This is a genomic window from Psychrobacter pulmonis (genome assembly GCF_904846465.1).
Classification (GTDB): domain Bacteria; phylum Pseudomonadota; class Gammaproteobacteria; order Pseudomonadales; family Moraxellaceae; genus Psychrobacter; species Psychrobacter faecalis.
Map to the genome: position 1 here is coordinate 144,145 of NZ_CAJHAT010000001.1, position 17,161 is coordinate 161,305.

14 protein-coding genes are annotated in these 17,161 nt (G+C 44.7%); 8 read left to right on the forward strand and 6 right to left on the reverse strand.

Features of this window, described 5'->3' with window-relative positions; translation table 11 throughout:
* The first annotated feature begins 117 nt into the window (after positions 1-117).
* A complete protein-coding gene (locus JMX70_RS00610; protein WP_201588743.1) occupies positions 118-1,197 on the forward strand; it encodes a serine hydrolase in 1,080 nt (359 codons plus the stop codon).
* A 92-nt stretch (positions 1,198-1,289) separates the two neighbouring features.
* Complete coding sequence (locus JMX70_RS00615; RefSeq protein ID WP_201588745.1) at positions 1,290-1,958, forward strand: thiamine phosphate synthase; 669 nt, start codon at positions 1,290-1,292, stop codon at positions 1,956-1,958.
* A 95-nt stretch (positions 1,959-2,053) separates the two neighbouring features.
* Here the strand turns inward: JMX70_RS00615 and JMX70_RS00620 are convergent, their stop codons facing one another.
* Positions 2,054-2,383 (reverse strand): TraR/DksA family transcriptional regulator, encoded by a 330-nt coding sequence (locus JMX70_RS00620; RefSeq protein ID WP_144297721.1) that lies wholly within the window; start codon positions 2,381-2,383, stop codon positions 2,054-2,056.
* Between the two features lie 422 nt (positions 2,384-2,805).
* On the opposite strand from JMX70_RS00620, the gene JMX70_RS00625 reads away from it, so the two are divergent.
* From JMX70_RS00625 to ruvB, 5 genes are all read left to right on the forward strand, one after another.
* Positions 2,806-4,008 (forward strand): phosphoglycerate kinase, encoded by a 1,203-nt coding sequence (locus JMX70_RS00625; protein ID WP_201588747.1) that lies wholly within the window; start codon positions 2,806-2,808, stop codon positions 4,006-4,008.
* Between the two features lie 287 nt (positions 4,009-4,295).
* A complete protein-coding gene (locus JMX70_RS00630) occupies positions 4,296-4,682 on the forward strand; it encodes a hypothetical protein (protein WP_191692201.1) in 387 nt (128 codons plus the stop codon).
* A 467-nt stretch (positions 4,683-5,149) separates the two neighbouring features.
* Entirely contained in the window at positions 5,150-6,187 is a 1,038-nt protein-coding gene (gene fba, locus JMX70_RS00635; protein ID WP_144297718.1) for a class II fructose-bisphosphate aldolase, read from the forward strand.
* 104 nt (positions 6,188-6,291) lie between these two features.
* On the forward strand, positions 6,292-6,912 hold the full coding sequence (gene ruvA / locus JMX70_RS00640) for a Holliday junction branch migration protein RuvA (RefSeq protein WP_201588749.1): 621 nt from the start codon (positions 6,292-6,294) through the stop codon (positions 6,910-6,912).
* Between the two features lie 203 nt (positions 6,913-7,115).
* Positions 7,116-8,096, forward strand: a complete 981-nt coding sequence (ruvB, locus tag JMX70_RS00645; protein WP_201589625.1) for a Holliday junction branch migration DNA helicase RuvB — start codon at positions 7,116-7,118, stop codon at positions 8,094-8,096.
* A 222-nt stretch (positions 8,097-8,318) separates the two neighbouring features.
* Here ruvB and JMX70_RS00650 read toward each other — a convergent pair whose 3' ends face one another.
* The 5 genes from JMX70_RS00650 to JMX70_RS00670 form a co-directional block, all read right to left on the reverse strand.
* Positions 8,319-9,755, reverse strand: a complete 1,437-nt coding sequence (locus tag JMX70_RS00650) for an FAD-binding oxidoreductase (RefSeq protein WP_201588751.1) — start codon at positions 9,753-9,755, stop codon at positions 8,319-8,321.
* Positions 9,756-9,935: 180 nt separating this feature from the next.
* On the reverse strand, positions 9,936-11,594 hold the full coding sequence (locus JMX70_RS00655; protein ID WP_201588753.1) for an ABC1 kinase family protein: 1,659 nt from the start codon (positions 11,592-11,594) through the stop codon (positions 9,936-9,938).
* A 90-nt stretch (positions 11,595-11,684) separates the two neighbouring features.
* Positions 11,685-12,380: a ubiquinone biosynthesis accessory factor UbiJ gene (locus tag JMX70_RS00660; protein WP_201588755.1), complete on the reverse strand. Its 696-nt coding sequence runs from the start codon at positions 12,378-12,380 to the stop codon at positions 11,685-11,687.
* Between the two features lie 214 nt (positions 12,381-12,594).
* Entirely contained in the window at positions 12,595-13,443 is an 849-nt protein-coding gene (gene ubiE / locus JMX70_RS00665) for a bifunctional demethylmenaquinone methyltransferase/2-methoxy-6-polyprenyl-1,4-benzoquinol methylase UbiE (RefSeq protein ID WP_369811322.1), read from the reverse strand.
* A gap of 412 nt (positions 13,444-13,855) precedes the next feature.
* Positions 13,856-14,566, reverse strand: a complete 711-nt coding sequence (locus JMX70_RS00670; RefSeq protein WP_201588757.1) for an FFLEELY motif protein — start codon at positions 14,564-14,566, stop codon at positions 13,856-13,858.
* A 282-nt stretch (positions 14,567-14,848) separates the two neighbouring features.
* On the opposite strand from JMX70_RS00670, the gene JMX70_RS00675 reads away from it, so the two are divergent.
* Positions 14,849-16,501, forward strand: coding sequence for an ATPase (locus tag JMX70_RS00675; protein ID WP_201588759.1), 1,653 nt, complete (start codon positions 14,849-14,851; stop codon positions 16,499-16,501).
* Positions 16,502-17,161 lie beyond the last annotated feature (660 nt).

The window sequence follows — 17,161 nt, forward strand, 5'->3', positions numbered from 1 at the left end:
TACAAAAACTCTATGCGAGTATCTACAAACACAACCACAAACGCTACGTACGTTGTTGATATTAGTTAGTATGTAACCGATTATCTAACTAATGGCAGCGCGGCTGCAGGAGGCATAATGAAGCAACTACCATTAACCAAACAGCAATTAATCGCTGCTCTGATTTCATTGAGTTTGGGCAGTGTTGCACAAGCGGCACTTACCATTAATGGTAGTTCTGGCTCTGAGTCTAGTGCTCGTGTGAGCTGGGGCGGTGCCGACAGCTTATCTGAAGCGCGTAAAATCATGTACAACAGCAGTAATAGCTCGGCGATTAAAAAAGTAGACAATGGCTACGGCGCCACCAATATTACTAATGCACACAGTTTTGGTAGCTTCAATAATACCAACAGCTATAACACCGCCTATCGTGGTGGTTTTAACAGCGGTAGTATGATTCCGATCAGTACCGATTCGCGCAGTGTTGTGGTCATCGATGCTGAAACCGGCGAATCTATCTACGAAAAAGCTGCTGATATTGCCCGTCCGATGGCAAGTATTACTAAGATTATGACAGCGATGGTGGTGCTAGACGCCGGTCTTGACATGCGTGAAGAGATTACCCTTGATCCAGAAGATTTCGTCGGTCCAAAACGCGCCAGCTCAAACCTTAAATCAGGTGACCGTTTGAACCGTGCTGAGATGCTACTCATGGCATTGATGAAATCAGAAAACCCAGCGGCAAAAAGCCTAGCGCGTAATTATCCAGGTGGCTATAGTGCCTTTATGCGCGCTATGAACCGTAAAGCCCAAGATTTGGGCATGACCACCGCTTTCTTCGGTGACCCTACGGGTCTTGATAAGCGTAACGTCGCTTCATCAAATGACCTCGTTAAAATGGTACGTGCAGCTGGCAACTACGATGTCATTCGTCGTTTTTCGACCACCAAAAGCTATGACTTTTATGTCTCTAACTACTCAAGCGGCAACCGTACCTATAAAGCCAACAACACCAGCAGCTTAGTGCGTGATGGCAGCTATCCAATCGGTATCTCAAAAACTGGCTTTATCAATGAAGCAGGGCGCTGCGTGGTGATGGAAACCCGCGTTAATAATCGTCCAGCGATTATCGTGATTTTGGGCGCAAACAGTTCAGCGACACGTTGGGGTGATGCGAAAAATATCTTAAACAGTTTGGCGACTCGCCGTACCGTATAAGCGTGCTATTTTAATATTGATGTATAAGGCTGTTATGCGATATAACAGCCTTTTTATTGGGTCAAATTTAAGCCCGTTTAAGGAAAAACCATATGTTCCAAGTATCGGCTATGACGCCCGCGCCCAAACTATATTTACTGACCAATGATGATGAATTCGCAGTGTTATATGCAAAACTAGAAGCAGCATTAGCAACAGGGCTAGTAGCATTATTGCAAATTCGCCGTAAAAAAACCTTACAAGCGGTCAATGGTAAAGTAAAACTCTATGAGGAAGCGCAGCAGATAGTCAGCTTGGCCAAAGCTCATGACGTTGCAGTTGTAATGAACGATGATGTTGCACTTGCCAAAAAACTTGGCATCGGGGTGCATTTAGGTCAACAAGATGGCGCTATCGATGATGCCAAACGTTATCTTGCAGTCGAACAAATTATTGGGCGAACTTGTCACGGCGATGTAGCGCTGGTCAAACAGGCAAAAGAAAACGGCGCAAGCTATGCGGCGATGGGCGCAGTTTTTGCTTCAAATACCAAACCTAATGCCCATGTGATATCTCGCCAGCAGCTCATCGAAGGTTGTCAACAGGGGATTGATATCTGCGTGATAGGGGGATTGACGGCGGAAAATATAACCGAGCTGGCAGGTTTGCCAATTGCCTATGTGGCGGTCGTTGGCGATATTATGGATTTGCCTGTAGAGAAAATTGCCGCGCGTTGTCAGCAATGGCAGCAGGCGCTTAGCAGATGGCAAACACCTGCTTGATTAGAAAGTTATATCAATTCTTTAATCTTTAAAGCTAACATTTATTTCAAATGACATTATTTTAAGTGACATTTATTTAAAATAGCCATTAAAAATTATTCTGCATGTTCCATACACAACGTAGCATATGGCAGCGCTTTTAAGCGTTGCGCTTCAATTTGTTTACCGCACACTTCACATTCACCGTAGGTACCGTTTTCAATACGGCTTAGCGCGTTTTCGACGTAGATAAGGCTTTGACGCGCTTCATCCATCAAGCTTGCGCGCATGTCGTTTTGACGGTATGAGATGGCCTGATCTTCCCAATGTTCATTGAGGTCGTCTTGCGGGTTTTGAATATGGTCTTCGATTTTATCAATGCGAGTTTCATATTCTTCCTTTAGGTTTAGCAGGTCTTGTTTGGCAGTTTCAATATCAATACTCATAATTTTCTCCTGAGAAATTGTTTTTATTGTTAGGTTTATTATTCATTATCATCATAGGTTTTATAATAAGCTGCTTTTTTAGAGCCAACGGTGCTTATCATAAACACGCCTTTATCATAAACAGCCTAATGATGAAGTGCCACCACGAAATGTTACTGTTTTTAGTGCGTGTGATTACTATTGAAATTTGGCAGTTATATGGATTGATAATCTATAGCGCAAAATTTATCGCAGTTCTTTATAAGAGAAGACTAAAAACTGCTAGAATACACCGCTGAAATTCTTGCTTGGACAGTTCTATAGCACCAAGTGCGAGAATGACCCATAATATACGTTTTAAGATGACTATTTCGTAAAAACGTTTTGCAGTTAGCAAACAGCCATATTGTAGATTAACCATAGATGATGCATAGGAGCAGGTAATGAATTTTTTGCGTATGAGTGAGCTGAGCTTAGCGGATAAGGTGGTATTGATTCGTGAAGACTTAAATGTGCCTATCAAAGATGGCAAAGTCGCAAGCGATGCGCGTCTGCAAGCCAGTTTGCCTACCATCAAAATGGCGTTAGAAAAAGGCGCGGCGGTGATTGTTTGCTCACACCTTGGTCGTCCGACAGAAGGCAGTCCTGAGGCCATCTATTCGCTTGCGCCAGTTGCTGATTATTTAAGCGATAAACTAGCTGCGCCAGTCAGCTTAAATAAAGACTATCTAACGGCAGGCGTGGCAATCAAGGCAGGCGAAGTCGTGCTGTTAGAAAACGTGCGCTTTAATAACGGCGAGAAGAAAAACGACACAGCGTTGGCGCAAAAATATGCGGATTTGTGCGATGTCTTTGTCATGGACGCTTTTGGCACGGCGCACCGCGCGCAAGCGTCAACCGAAGGCGTGACCCAAGCGATGCATCAAGCGGGCAAAGTCGCTTGCGCTGGACCTTTATTGGCCGCTGAGCTTGATGCCTTAAGTATTGCGCTTGAAACGCCAGCCCAACCGATGCTGGCAATCGTTGGTGGCTCAAAAGTCTCGACCAAGCTTGAAGTACTGCATAGCTTAGCTGAAGTCTGCTCGCAAATTATCGTTGGCGGCGGTATTGCCAATACTTTTTTGGCAGCGCAAGGTCATAGCGTTGGAGCATCATTATATGAGGCGGAACTGGTCGATACCGCTCGTGATATTATGAGTAAGACTGAGATTTTATTGCCAGAGTATGTGGTCGTGGCCGATAAAAATGAGATTGATTTTGCGGACTTTAACGGCTCATTACAAAAAGCGGCGGCGACTATCAAGTCGGTCGATACCATCGGCGATAATGACATGATTTTAGACATCGCGCCAGAGAGCGCTGAGCAATTAGCGGCTGCTATTATTAAGGCAAAAACCATTTTATGGAATGGACCGGTCGGCGTATTTGAAGTCGATGCTTTTGGACAAGGTACGCAAATTGTGGCAAACGCGGTTAAAGACAGCCAAGGGTTCTCGATTGCGGGCGGCGGTGACACGTTAGCGGCAATTGATAAATATCAAGTGGCTGATGAGGTCAGCTATATGTCAACGGGCGGCGGCGCGTTCTTAGAATTTGTAGAAGGTAAAGTATTACCTGCGGTTGCCGCCTTACAAATCACCGAGTAATCGTTCTATCGTCATTTATCAATTAAGTAACATTAGACGTACAACTTATTATGAGCATCTGGGGTAGGCTATAAAAATAATAAAGTGACCACCGTGTTTGGTTTTATTGCTGATTGGCCTGTCTATATGAGAGCTGCAGGATAAAAGTGAGCGTGAAAGGTCACAGCTTATTATTAAGTAGTAATTATTTGTTTCCATACTGAAAATTATGATTGCATGCCCAATTTGTACTCTATAAAATAGCGAAAATCATGTATTTGGCATGCTTTATTTACGAGAGGTTTATTATGTTAAAACGTCATTTGTTACTTGCTAGTGTCCTTGCTGGTACCTTTGCAATTACTGCATGTAGCCAAGAAACACAAGATAAAACGGAAGCTGCTGCTGAGTCTGCGGGTGATGATGCTGCTGCTAACACAGAAGTTGCTACTGCTGAAACCGAAGCCGCTGCTGCTGACGCAGAAGTTGCTGCCCAAAACGCCGGCGCAGAAGTTGCCGAAGGCGCTGAAACAGCTGGTGCTGCTGCGACTGACGCGATAGAAAATACTGGTGAAGCAGTTGTAGTTGGCGCAAATGAAGCCGTTTCCGCTACTGCTGGCGTGGTTGCTGATGGTGCCTCTGCTGTTGAAGAGAAAGCCAGTGAAAACGCAGTAGAAGCAGAACAACAGTACTAATTGATTGCTAAGCAGTTATGATTCATTCAAGTTATTTGATTTTAATAATTGACTTGCATGCATAGCGCTATAATCAATAGCGGTCTTATAAGCCTCGAAATACTAAAAAGCTTTGGTGATGACCAAGGCTTTTTGCGTTTTATGCATTGCTAAAAGTAAAGTATGCAATAGCATCATTCATCAATTAAACCAAAGCTGTAACCTCAATACAATCGGTATGCTCAATAAAACCGCAAGCTTAATCGAGCTTAATAATGTGAGCCTAATAAATAGTCGCTCAACCGCTACGAAGCGTGGGCAAAATTTGCTATAATCTGCGCGTGATAATTGCTAGTAAAAATCCTGCATTTTCCCAACTGTTCTATAGTGCTGCTTGTCGATTTACCTACCTTGCAGCGAGGATGGAACACTTGTAATCACCTAATAGTTATAAGTATTTATTTTAAAATCTAATCAGAGAGCGTTTTATGGCCTTAATATCTTTACGTCAACTTTTGGATCATGCCGCTGAGCACAGCTATGGTGTCCCTGCCTTTAACGTCAATAACTTAGAGCAGATGCGTGCCATTATGATGGCGGCCGACGCTTGTGATTCACCTGTTATCGTGCAAGCCAGTGCGGGCGCGCGTAGTTATGCAGGGTCAGCATTTTTACGTCATCTAATTATTGCTGCGATTGAAGAATGGCCGCATATTCCGGTGGTGATGCATCAAGACCATGGTATGTCACCTGCGATTTGCCAGCGCTCAATTCAGCTTGGTTTTTCATCGGTGATGATGGACGGCTCGCTCGGTGAAGACGGAAAAACGCCAATGGATTATGATTATAATGCCAGCGTGACCCGCGAAGTGGTGAAAATGGCCCACGCGTGCGGCGTGTCTGTCGAAGGTGAAATCGGTTGCTTAGGTAGCCTTGAGACCGGCATGGCAGGCGAAGAAGACGGCTCAGGCGCAGAAGGCGTATTGGATCACGAGCAACTATTGACCAGTGCTGATGAAGCCGAGCAGTTTGTTAAAGATACTAATGTCGATGCATTAGCCATTGCCATTGGTACCAGTCATGGCGCGTATAAATTTACTCGCCCACCGACAGGCGATATTTTATCGATTGAGCGTGTCAAAGAGATTCATGCGCGTATCCCGAATACTCACTTGGTGATGCATGGTTCGTCTTCAGTGCCGCAAGAATGGCTCAAAGTTATTAATGAAAACGGCGGTGATATCGGTGAAACCTATGGTGTACCGGTTGAGCAAATCGTTGAAGCGATTAAGCACGGCGTCCGCAAAGTCAATATTGATACCGATTTACGTTTGGCATCAACGGGCGCGATCCGTAAATTCTTGGCAGAAAACCCTAGCGAATTTGATCCACGTAAATATTTCAAAGCCTCTATGGTTGCGATGTCAGATATCTGTACCAATCGTTTTGAAGCCTTTGGCTCAGCGGGTCAGGCGCATAAAATTCGTCCTATCAGCCTTGAAGGTATGGTCGATTTTTATAAATAAGCGTGGTTAGCAAAGCATGCTCATTGAGCCATAACAGCCGCTTATTTTTAGCGCAAATGCTATAAGCAGTTTTTATATTAAATCTTATAAAAGGTGGTGGATTAATGATTGGATTGATTACGGGGCAGGTGCAATATTTGATGGCGCCGACTGCCTGTGTCATGACTGCCTCTGGCGTAGGCTACGATATAGAGCTGCCGCTGCCGTCATTTTGCCAGTTGCGTCTTAATGAGCAGGCGAGCATTTGGACGCATTTTCACGTGCGTGAAGATGCGCAGCTGCTTTTTGGTTTTATCGATCGTAAAGAGCGCGATGTCTTTCGCCAATTGATTAAAATCAATGGCGTTGGGGCAAAAATGGCGCTGGCGATGCTGTCCGCGATGTCAGCGGCTGAGCTAAAAATGCACGTCGAGCAAGAGTCTGAGACGGCATTAACGCGCATCCCCGGTATCGGTAAAAAGACCGCACAGCGTTTATTGATTGAGCTAAAAGATAAGCTGAAAAATATCGAGGTTGATAATAGTAGTTTAGAATTTGCGCTTCAACCTGCGCCTATTTCTGCTGAAGGCAGTATCATCGCTGAGGTAGAAGGCGCGCTGATTAGCTTGGGTTATAAAGAACGAGAAGCGCAGCAAGCGATTAAAGCAGCGAAAAGTAACGGCGATACCTTTGCCGATACGCAAAGCTTGTTAAAAGCCACTCTGCAACAGCTCTCTGGCTTTTAATTATTTAAACTACGAGTAGCAACAGTACATCTTAATTTTAAACAGATAAGCGACATTGATTGTCGCTTATTTTCGTTTTGGGCTGTGTTTTATTGACTACCTGCTTTATGATGTTTTGCATGACTTATGCGCAGCGTTTGGTTATGCTGTTTATGATTTAGTCCTTTAAAAATAATGATTTTAATAAAATGATAAAACCTATGATGCAAGATCGTTTGATTAATCCGTTAGAAGGGGCAGGTGATGCGCCTGACTCTAATATTCGACCGGCATTATTGGCTGAATATATCGGTCAGCCGGTGGTGCGTGAGCAAATGGAAGTGTTTATTGGCGCGGCACGTGGTCGCGACGAGGCATTAGATCATACCTTGATTTTCGGTCCGCCGGGGCTTGGTAAAACCACACTTGCCAATATCATCGCTCGTGAAATGGGTGGCAATCTGCGTTCTACCTCAGGGCCTGTACTTGAGCGTGCAGGGGATTTGGCCGCCATGCTGACCAATTTAGAAGCGGGCGATGTCCTCTTTATCGATGAGATTCATCGTCTAAGTCCGGTCATTGAAGAAATTCTTTATCCAGCAATGGAAGATTTTCAGCTCGATATTATGATTGGCGAAGGACCAGCGGCGCGTTCTATCAAGCTGGATTTACCGCCGTTTACTTTGGTGGCAGCAACTACGCGCGCAGGGCTGCTGACTTCGCCATTGCGAGATCGTTTTGGGATTGTGCAGCGCTTAGAGTTTTATAATATCGCTGATCTGACAACGATTGTTAGCCGTGCGGCGCGTTTGATGCGGGTACCGATGAGCGAAGATGGCGCAGTAGAGATTGCGCGCCGTTCGCGCGGTACGCCAAGGATTGCCAATCGGCTATTACGCCGTGTTCGCGATTACGCGCAAGTTAAAGGTGATGGTAGTATCAATGGCGCGATAGCGGGTAGTGCGCTTGATATGCTCGCCGTAGATAGACGCGGGCTTGATCATTTAGATAGACGTTATATCGAAATATTACACGAGCGTTTTGATGGTGGCCCAGCAGGCGTTGAAGCAATAGCAGCAGCGATGGCCGAAGATCGCGGTACGCTTGAAGATGTGATTGAGCCATATTTAATACAACAAGGTTATGTGCTGCGTACGGCGCGTGGTCGGGTATTGACACAAATGGCGATTGACCAGATGTTGTAGTATAGTCAGTTCGAAACGCACGAAGCGTGTCTTTAATAGCATGGTGCGGGTATCAATTTTCTTCGCTTGCTATGTGCTTTGCATTCCAGAGGCTTTGAAAAACTCATACCTGCAGCCACGCATTTATTTCAAAATAAATGAACCATATTAAAACTATAAAAGCGTTTACCTTTAATTGTGAGATTAAAGGTAAACGCTTTTTCATACTGCAGTTTTTTAAAATTAAGCTTTAGGTAAAGCTTCAGGCCATATCTTCCCTGGATTTAAAATGTTTTTAGGGTCAAGGGCTGACTTAATCGCTTGCATCAGCACTAGGGCATTACCATGCTCTTGCTGCATATATTTTTGCTTACCTTGCCCAATACCGTGCTCGCCGGTACAGGTGCCATCCATCTCTATCGCGCGGCTCGCTAAGCGGCTGATGATACCGTCAGCGGTAGCGACTTCTTCAGGGTTGTTGGTATCGACCAATAATAAAACATGAAAATTACCATCACCGACGTGACCGACGATAGGTCCAATCATGCCTGACGCTTCGATATCTTTTGCCGTAGCGCTGACGCATTCTGCTAAGCGTGAAATGGGCACGCAGGCATCAGTTGATAAAGCGCTTGCCTCAGGTCGTAGGGCAGAGCTGGCGTGATAGGCGTTATGGCGTGCTTGCCACAGCCGTTTACGCTCGGCTTCGTTGGTATCCCAAGCAAAATCTGTACCGCCGAACTCTTCGATGATATTGGTAAAGATTTGCGCTTGCTCGGCGACGCTGGCTTCTGTGCCATGGAATTCTACAAATAGCGTAGGCGTTTCTGTTAAATTCAAATTGGCATATTGGTTACAAGCTTTGATTTGCATCGCGTCAAGCAGCTCGATACGGGCAATTGGCAAGCACATTTGAATAGTCAACATCACCGCCTGACAAGCATCCTCAATCGTTGGAAAATGACAAATACCACTACCAATACACTCGCTAATACCAAATAGTTTAAGCGTAATCTCGGTTACAATGCCAAGTGTCCCCTCAGAGCCTATCATTAAGCGCGTCAAGTCATAACCAGCGGCCGACTTTTTGGCGCGAGTACCTGTGCGCACAATATTACCACTCGCGGTCACCACTTCAAGGGCGAGTACCACATCTTTCATGGAGCCATAACGGACGGCATTGGTGCCTGAAGCACGGGTCGCGACCATACCGCCGATACTGGCATTGGCACCGGGGTCTATTGGAAAAAATAGTCCAGTATCACGTAAATAATGATTGAGCTGCTCGCGCGTGACCCCAGGTTGTACGGTAACGGTCAGGTCTTCATTATTAACCTGTAATATCGCATCCATGCCATGCATATCAATACATAGCCCGCCATAGGGCGCGTTCAATTGACCTTCTAAGGATGAGCCAATACCAAAGGCGATGACTGGCATCTGATGCTGATTGCAAATCTCAACCGCAGCAGCAACCTCGTGTTTATCCTGCACGGTCAATACCGCGTCGGGTGGCTGGTTAGTAAGCCAGGTCATGGTATGACCATGCTGTTCACGTACAGTGGTATTGGTGCTAAGTTGTTTGCCAAAGCGTGTTTGCAAAGCGGCAATAGCGTCACTATGGTCTGATTTAATTAAATCATGAGATTTGGAAGGCGATATAGATGATATGGTCGACATAGGTAAATTCTCCATATAAGACGTATATTTACTGGGTAAACGACATGCTAAATAAGATAAAAAGTTAAGCTCTAATGCATTTTAATTGTCGTTAAAGGGCAATTAAAATGCATTAGAGCTTATTCAAGTGGGATTTTTTGATAATAATTAACGGATATTTTTTCGTTAAAAATTAATAGCCTAAGCTAAAACCCGCCAAATAACGACGATGATAGCCAATAGGTAAAAAATAGGCGCAAACCAACCGACTTGTGTGGCGATAGCAATAAACACCGCAAAACCTGATAGTGCTAACCAATCTCGGCGACGGTCATTGAGCATATCAGCGCGTATTTGTTGGATTTCTCGTAGCTGACTGTCTTGGCGCGAGCCTTGTGAGGCAAGGCTTTGCAATCCTTGATCTAGCAGCTTAGGAATATCCGTCGTTGATAATAAAATCTCTGGCAACTGCTGGCGTAAGTGTTGCAGATTACGCATCGGGTCGAGCTGCTCTTTGATCCAGCCGCTTAAAATGGGCTTAGCAAGTGACCAAATATCCAGCTCAGGATATAAGTCGCGACCAAGTCCCTCGACATGCACCAAGGTTTTCAGTAGCAGCATGAGTTGTGGCGGGATACTCATATGGTGGCGTCGGGCGATATCCAAAATTTGCATCAAGACGCCAGCAAAGTCGATATCGTTAATGGATTTTTTCAGCATTGGACCAACCGTGCGTTTCATATCACGCATCAAGGCATGCTTATCGGTATTGGGCGGTATCCACCCAGCACGGCTGACGATATCAACCATCGCGGTAAAATTATTATTCATCACTGCCAAAAGCATGCGTGCGACGATAAGCTGATCGTCTTTTGATAGCGTGCCCATAATGGCGCAATCAAGCCCGATATAGCGTGGCTCATGCCCTAGGTTAACTGCTGCCATATTTGCCGTGAGCGTTTTAACCGGTGGCGTTTCTACAAAGACATTACCAGGATGCATATCGGCATGAAAAAAGTTATCGCGAAATACTTGGGTAAAAAATATCGTTAAGCCTTTTTCTGCCAGTGTCGCACGGTCATAACCAAGCTTATCAAATACCTTAACCTGCGAGATAGGGACGCCTTGAATACGTTCCATAATCATGACATTTTTAGCAGCGTCATAAACTTCAGGCACATACATCAGGGCCGAACCCAAAAAGTTATTACGCATCTGGGTAGTATTGTCTGCCTCTAAGGTCAAATCTAATTCATTAAGCATGACTTGGCGATAATCTTCGACAATATCAACAATGTGAATCGCGCGCGCCGCTTCGATACGCGCCGATGCCCAATTAGCAAGCTCACGCAGTAGCTCAAAGTCTGCCACGATAGTGGTGCGAATATCAGGGCGAACCACTTTCACTACTACCTCACGACCATCGTGCAGAGCCGCCGTATGTACTTGAGCGATAGAGGCTGCTGCTAACGGCTTAACGTCAAAGCGTGCAAATAGCGTAGCGATAGATTGACCCAAACCATGTTTTGGGTCTTGGATTTGGGCAATAGCAACGTCAGAGTCAAAAGGCTTGACCTTGTCTTGTAGCTGCACCAATTGCTCGATAATCTCAGGCGGCACCAAATCGCGGCGCGTCGAGAGCAGTTGTCCCAGTTTTAAAAATAATGTCCCCATGTCCTCAAGCGCGTATTTAATGGCATTAGGCTGATGTCTTTTACCCCAAGCCGCCGGATGTAAACGGATTAAACGCGCTAACGGTTGTAGCTGCGGCGCTTCTTCGACAGAAAGGTGGGTATCAATGCGATAAGCGGCGGCAATACGCCAAAGTTCAAGCAAGCGGGCGCGATGGGATAGTAGCATGAGATAGGGTTACTCTAAAAAGTCGAAAATAGGGCAGAGTCTATGCCTATATGTGATGAACGTTTAGACAGTCATAGACTCTATTTATTATTATCTATGATTGGTTAAACGTGCTTGCTCATCTTTGATAGCAGCAAGCTTGGCTTCTTCACGCTCAATGTCAGCACGCAGTTTTAATAACTGCTGCTTTAGATCATTGACTTCGGCAGCTTCCATCGGGTCAGGAGTAACATTACCCGCTACGTCATTGGCCCAGTCGCTGACATCGTTAAAGGCGCGTTTGGCATTATGACGCCAGCTACCTTTTAGCTGTGAGATAAGCAGGTGCAGCTGACTGGCCATCGGCTTACCAATAAAGGGCTCAAGCTGGCCGGCGACATCAGGGTCAAATCCTGCAACCAGCTGTTTGAGTTGCATCAAAACTTTGTAATCCCCTGCAATCGGTAAGTTGCCTTCGGTACCGCGCATCAGATTCAGCAGCTGCGCAGGATTATCAACGGTAATGGTGCAGTCTGGTCGACTATGGCCAAGTCGCGAACGCTCTAGGCTGGCCTGTTGGCGCTCATTCATATTACCACTTGGCTCAAACACACTTTCAGTCATAACCGGCTCAAAGCGCAAACGCTCTTCGGTAAATAAAACGTCTAGATTAATCTCAGGCATGCCCATATCGAGACGCAGCACTTTGCCCGCAAGCGGCGCTAACCCAGCTTTGGTAATCTCATCGCTGGCAATGGCGATATTAATAAACTTTTCGGCACCTGCCAAAAGTAACACAGTCAGCATAAGGCCCTCACAATGTTTGGTTGAGCGCCATAAGCGCGGCGCATATTTCAATATTGGCTGTTATAACGATGTAAACGCCTGCTCAACGACAGACGTTTTTGTATTATAAAAAGCGTGTTTATCTAAGCAGCTTTTGAAAAGCGCTAAAGCTATTCTTTTTCTAAACTTGTGCTTTTTTAAAACTGTGATTTTTTAAAACTGTGATTTTTTAAAACTAAGCTTTAAAGCCGCGATGCACTGCAACGATACCAGCGGTCAAATTATGATAATCACAATTCTCAAAGCCTGCTTGCTGCATCATCTGCTTAAGTGTTTGCTGATCAGGGTGCATACGAATTGATTCTGCTAAGTATTGATAGCTCTCAGAGTCATTGGCAACCAACTTACCCATAATCGGCAACGCCGTAAATGAATACAAATCATAAGCTTTAGATAATGGCTCAAACACAGGTTTTGAGAACTCTAAAATCAATAAACGACCGCCTGGCTTGAGGACGCGATACATAGATTTTAGCGCCGCATCTTTGTCTGTGACGTTACGCAGACCAAAGCTGATAGTCACCAAATCAAAGCTTTCATCATCAAATGGCGCCAAAGTTTCAGCGTTTGCTAAGACGAAATCAACGTTATTACAGCCGGCATTGATGAGGCGTTCGCGGCCAACTTCTAGCATCGCTGCATTGATATCTGATAATACCACATGGCCGTTGCGACCCACTTCACGGCTAAATACTTTGGCCAAATCACCCGTGCCACCAGCGATATCGAGCACCTGCTGGCCGGCGCGTACACCCGATAAGCTGATCGCATAACGTTTCCACAGGCGATGAATACCAAACGACATTAAGTCATTCATGATGTCGTATTTTTTCGCAACTGAGGTGAAAACATCGGCAACGCGCGCTTGTTTTTCTGCTTTATTGACCGTTTTATAGCCAAAATGCGTTTGCTCATTACCATCGGTATCAGGCGTATGTGGATTATTGATGTCATCACGTTGGTTAAATAGCGTTTGTTTGGCTGTTTGTGCGTGCGTAGCAGTAGGATTGGCGCTGTTATTTATGGTGTTTGGCATAGTCGTTTGTTGACCTTGTGGGGTTCCGGTTGGTAAGTCTTGCACTTGGGTGAAGTCGTTATTATCGCTGCTATCGGCTGCAGCATTGGCATTCAGCGTCGTACTAGCGCTTTGGTTTTGACGCGCTTTTACTTGCGCGGTGATGCTTTGATTATGAGCAATACTGTCTTTAACCAATTTATCTTGCAGATGACCATGAGAAGTAGGGTTATCAGTATGGGATTGATCGGCTTGGCTAGGGTTGTTATTTGAGTTATCAGTCATACGATTATCCTATTATTTGTTTTTATGATGGCGTATTTAAGCGTTGTTTGCATAAGGTTTAAACACCGATTGCATACGGTTTAAACCCTATTTAAGCACTATAACGGTCAGTTAGCCACGGGCATTATTGACCCTATCATACACCAAACGCTGCTGGCTTACCGCCATTATCGGTGTCATGAACTTCGTCAATAATCTCAAGCTCGCGCTCACAAAACGGTTCAATAAAGCTGCTGACACTTTTTAGCGGTTTCATCGCTTTAAAGCCTGAATCGATAAAGTCGTAAAGCGGCTGGAAGTTATGGCGATAAGCCGTGCCTTTTGCGAGACCAAAGGCTTTTTTGAGCATAAATGAATTCAAATCTTTATCGGTACGGTAGCAGACCTCTTTTAGATTGTTAATCTGCACGCGGCGCTCATTGGCCTCATCGACTGCGCGGTAAGCGGCAAGCATATTTTCTTCATTGACTGCTAAATCTTGCGCAACCAACCACTCGGCCAAATGTAAATCCAACTCAATCGCCAAGATAGACGCTTGAATGCCCATGCTGCCCGCTTCTAAAGAAGCTTCTTTAGCAAGGCGCTCTAATTTTTTGGCTTTGGGGAGAATACGATCTAACTGCTCTGCCAATACTTTAAATTCATCACCACCATATAGCTGGGTTAAAAAATACTCTGCCATCGGTTTGTTTTTTGGTTGTTCAAACAGCGCGCTATGGGTATGCTTAATACGTGCCTGTTGCCATGCTTGCACTTCTTTGAGCTTGGTATTTAAGGCAGCATCTTTATGGTGTGGCAGCGCCCAAAAACGGTTTAAGTGCTGTTGTAAATTGGCTAACGCAGACATGGCAGGTAATCCTATAAAAAGTAAAAATGGCAATAAAATTGCTAATAAAAGAGTGGAAATGATACTAAATTCTTATCTTTGTGGGCAGCTATTAAAGCATGCGCGCAAGATTTTGTTCACCTTAAAAGAAAATACCACAGAATACAAATGCCAAACTGTTACATAGCAGGGTTATTTACTGGTTTTACTCAATGCTATGATTCACTATATAAATAAGACAGCTTATAAAAACTACAAATAAGAGATGTATAAAAATTATCTAACAATAAAGCGAGTATGGACATGAGCAAAAAAAATAAATCGACTGAAAGCCAAGCGCCAGAAGCGATAAGTGACCAGTTTAGTAAGCAAGTCGTTGAGCAGCGTTTGACGCCCAATCCGTTAAATATCTTTGCTATGGACAAAGATACATTGCGCTTGGCGTTAGTCACCGCTCAGTTTGCCCTACGCGCCACGCGGCAGCAAACACCGCCGACTACCAATAAACCAACTGGGCTCTTGGTGTTGGTCAACGGCATGGAGCAAGCGGGCAAGGGCACCGCAGTCACCCAGCTGCGGCAATGGGTTGACCCGCGCTTACTCAAGGTTGAGGCGACTATCGGAGATTGTCCCTTAGAGCATCAGCCGATTTGGCAAGCGCATACCAAAGCGCTGCCACGTCATGGCGATGTGATGGTGTATTTTGGCAACTGGTATGCCGACTTACTCTATAACGTCATGCGCATGGCGACCCTAGATGATGACGATAAGGTGAAAAAAAGTGAAGATAAGAATAATAAGACGCTGAAAAATAACGCCTTGCCTATTGGCCAATGGCAAGACTATTTAAAGAAAGAGCTCACCAAACTACAAGCCTTTGAACAAGACCTTGCTGCTAATCAAACCAAGTTGCTTAAATGTTGGTTTCATGTCGATATCGAAACCTTGCAGGCGCGCCTAAATGACGATGAAGCTGATCCAGAGTTTTTATATCAAATCGATTGGAAAAGTAAACAGGTCGTCGATACTTTTAATAAGGTAGCAACCGCGCTATTACGCCAGCAGAATGACTGGATTATTATCAATGGTGATGATAAATCAGAGGCTGCCACTCATTTTTGTCATGAAGTATTGCAGGCGATGCAAAAGGCGCTAGTAAGCAGTAAAGTAGAAAGTCAGAATATAAAAGAAGCAGCAAAATTCGAGCCTGTAGCAATCCCTAAAACTTTGATAGAAGTTGACGATACCGAGATAGATAAATCTGACTATCATAAAGCGCTTGCCGATAAGCAAGCACACCTTGCCAAATTGCTACGGGCGCGTCAGGGTCGGCATGTGGTTTTTGCCTTTGAAGGGATGGACGCGGCTGGCAAAGGCGGCGCGATCAAAAGACTGGTTGCGCCACTCGATCCGCGCGAATATCAGATCTATAATATTGGCGCACCGATGTTATATGAATTGCAGCATCCTTATTTATGGCGTTTTTGGACCAAACTGCCCAATGAGCAAATCGATCGTATCAGTCGTATCGCCATCTTTGACCGTACGTGGTATGGGCGCGTATTGGTCGAACGTATCGAGGGCTTTGCGACTGACGCAGAATGGCAGCGCGCTTATGACGAAATCAATCGTTTTGAAGCAGATTTGGTCGCTGCTGGCACAATAGTTATCAAATATTGGCTCGCTATTGATAAAGGGGAGCAACTCAAACGCTTTGAGGCGCGCGAAGAGACGCCGCATAAACAGTTTAAACTGACCGATGATGATTGGCGTAATCGTGATAAATGGGTGGATTATGTGCAATCGGCAGCTGATATGTTGGTACGTACCGATACTAAGGATGCACCTTGGGCAATCATCGCGACTAATGATAAACGCCAAGCGCGCCTAGAGGTATTAGACCACGCTATTAAACAGCTATCCGCGGCATTGTCTATCACTGCTGATACTAAATAAATGGATGATAAGTGATGGCTCGTATTGAATAGTAATAGTGATAAAGGCTTTATACGAGTTTAAAAGTTAATATTATTTTTTATTTGAAGTCTTAGGAAAAATTAACAACATTTTTCTACTAAATAAGCAGCTTTTTTGAGTGATATATTCAAAGTTACAAATCTCGTAATATCATCATGCAATCTGTGTCTATATTTAATATAATAGGCGCGTAATAACTTCTGCCTGCTCGCAAAATAGCTGCACAGTCAGAGACGGTATTTATCCTATAAATGCTTTAATTATTAACAACAGATTTTTTATAATCGACGCTATCACTATAAAACCTAAGCCGCAAGCTGCTGTAATCGGACGATTTGGCAAGACTACTTGCGGCTTTATGGCATTTTTTGGCCTAGGTTTTTCGCTGATAGGTGGGCAAGCTGGCGCGTAAATATTTACAAGCACGCAGAACTATCAGGACAATATAGAGCGCAGTAGATAGCAATTTTTTATAACCCTATTTTCAAATTCGTACATTCAGACCAGTATTTCGAGAAACAAATTCAATATAGTAAGTCAAAAACACGTTGCGGAGGCGCTATCATAATGTTGGGTGGTGAAAACAACGCCATCGTTAGCACCGCAACGTCATTAATCACCTATAATTTCAATCAGCTT

Coding starts and splice junctions, on each gene's coding strand:
- JMX70_RS00610 (WP_201588743.1), top strand. CDS start 118: ATGAAGCAACTACCATTAACCAAACAGCAATTAATCGCTGCTCTGATT.
- JMX70_RS00615 (WP_201588745.1), top strand. CDS start 1,290: ATGTTCCAAGTATCGGCTATGACGCCCGCGCCCAAACTATATTTACTG.
- JMX70_RS00620 (WP_144297721.1), bottom strand. CDS start 2,383: ATGAGTATTGATATTGAAACTGCCAAACAAGACCTGCTAAACCTAAAG.
- JMX70_RS00625 (WP_201588747.1), top strand. CDS start 2,806: ATGAATTTTTTGCGTATGAGTGAGCTGAGCTTAGCGGATAAGGTGGTA.
- JMX70_RS00630 (WP_191692201.1), top strand. CDS start 4,296: ATGTTAAAACGTCATTTGTTACTTGCTAGTGTCCTTGCTGGTACCTTT.
- fba (WP_144297718.1), top strand. CDS start 5,150: ATGGCCTTAATATCTTTACGTCAACTTTTGGATCATGCCGCTGAGCAC.
- ruvA (WP_201588749.1), top strand. CDS start 6,292: ATGATTGGATTGATTACGGGGCAGGTGCAATATTTGATGGCGCCGACT.
- ruvB (WP_201589625.1), top strand. CDS start 7,116: ATGCAAGATCGTTTGATTAATCCGTTAGAAGGGGCAGGTGATGCGCCT.
- JMX70_RS00650 (WP_201588751.1), bottom strand. CDS start 9,755: ATGTCGACCATATCATCTATATCGCCTTCCAAATCTCATGATTTAATT.
- JMX70_RS00655 (WP_201588753.1), bottom strand. CDS start 11,594: ATGCTACTATCCCATCGCGCCCGCTTGCTTGAACTTTGGCGTATTGCC.
- JMX70_RS00660 (WP_201588755.1), bottom strand. CDS start 12,380: ATGCTGACTGTGTTACTTTTGGCAGGTGCCGAAAAGTTTATTAATATC.
- JMX70_RS00670 (WP_201588757.1), bottom strand. CDS start 14,566: ATGTCTGCGTTAGCCAATTTACAACAGCACTTAAACCGTTTTTGGGCG.
- JMX70_RS00675 (WP_201588759.1), top strand. CDS start 14,849: ATGAGCAAAAAAAATAAATCGACTGAAAGCCAAGCGCCAGAAGCGATA.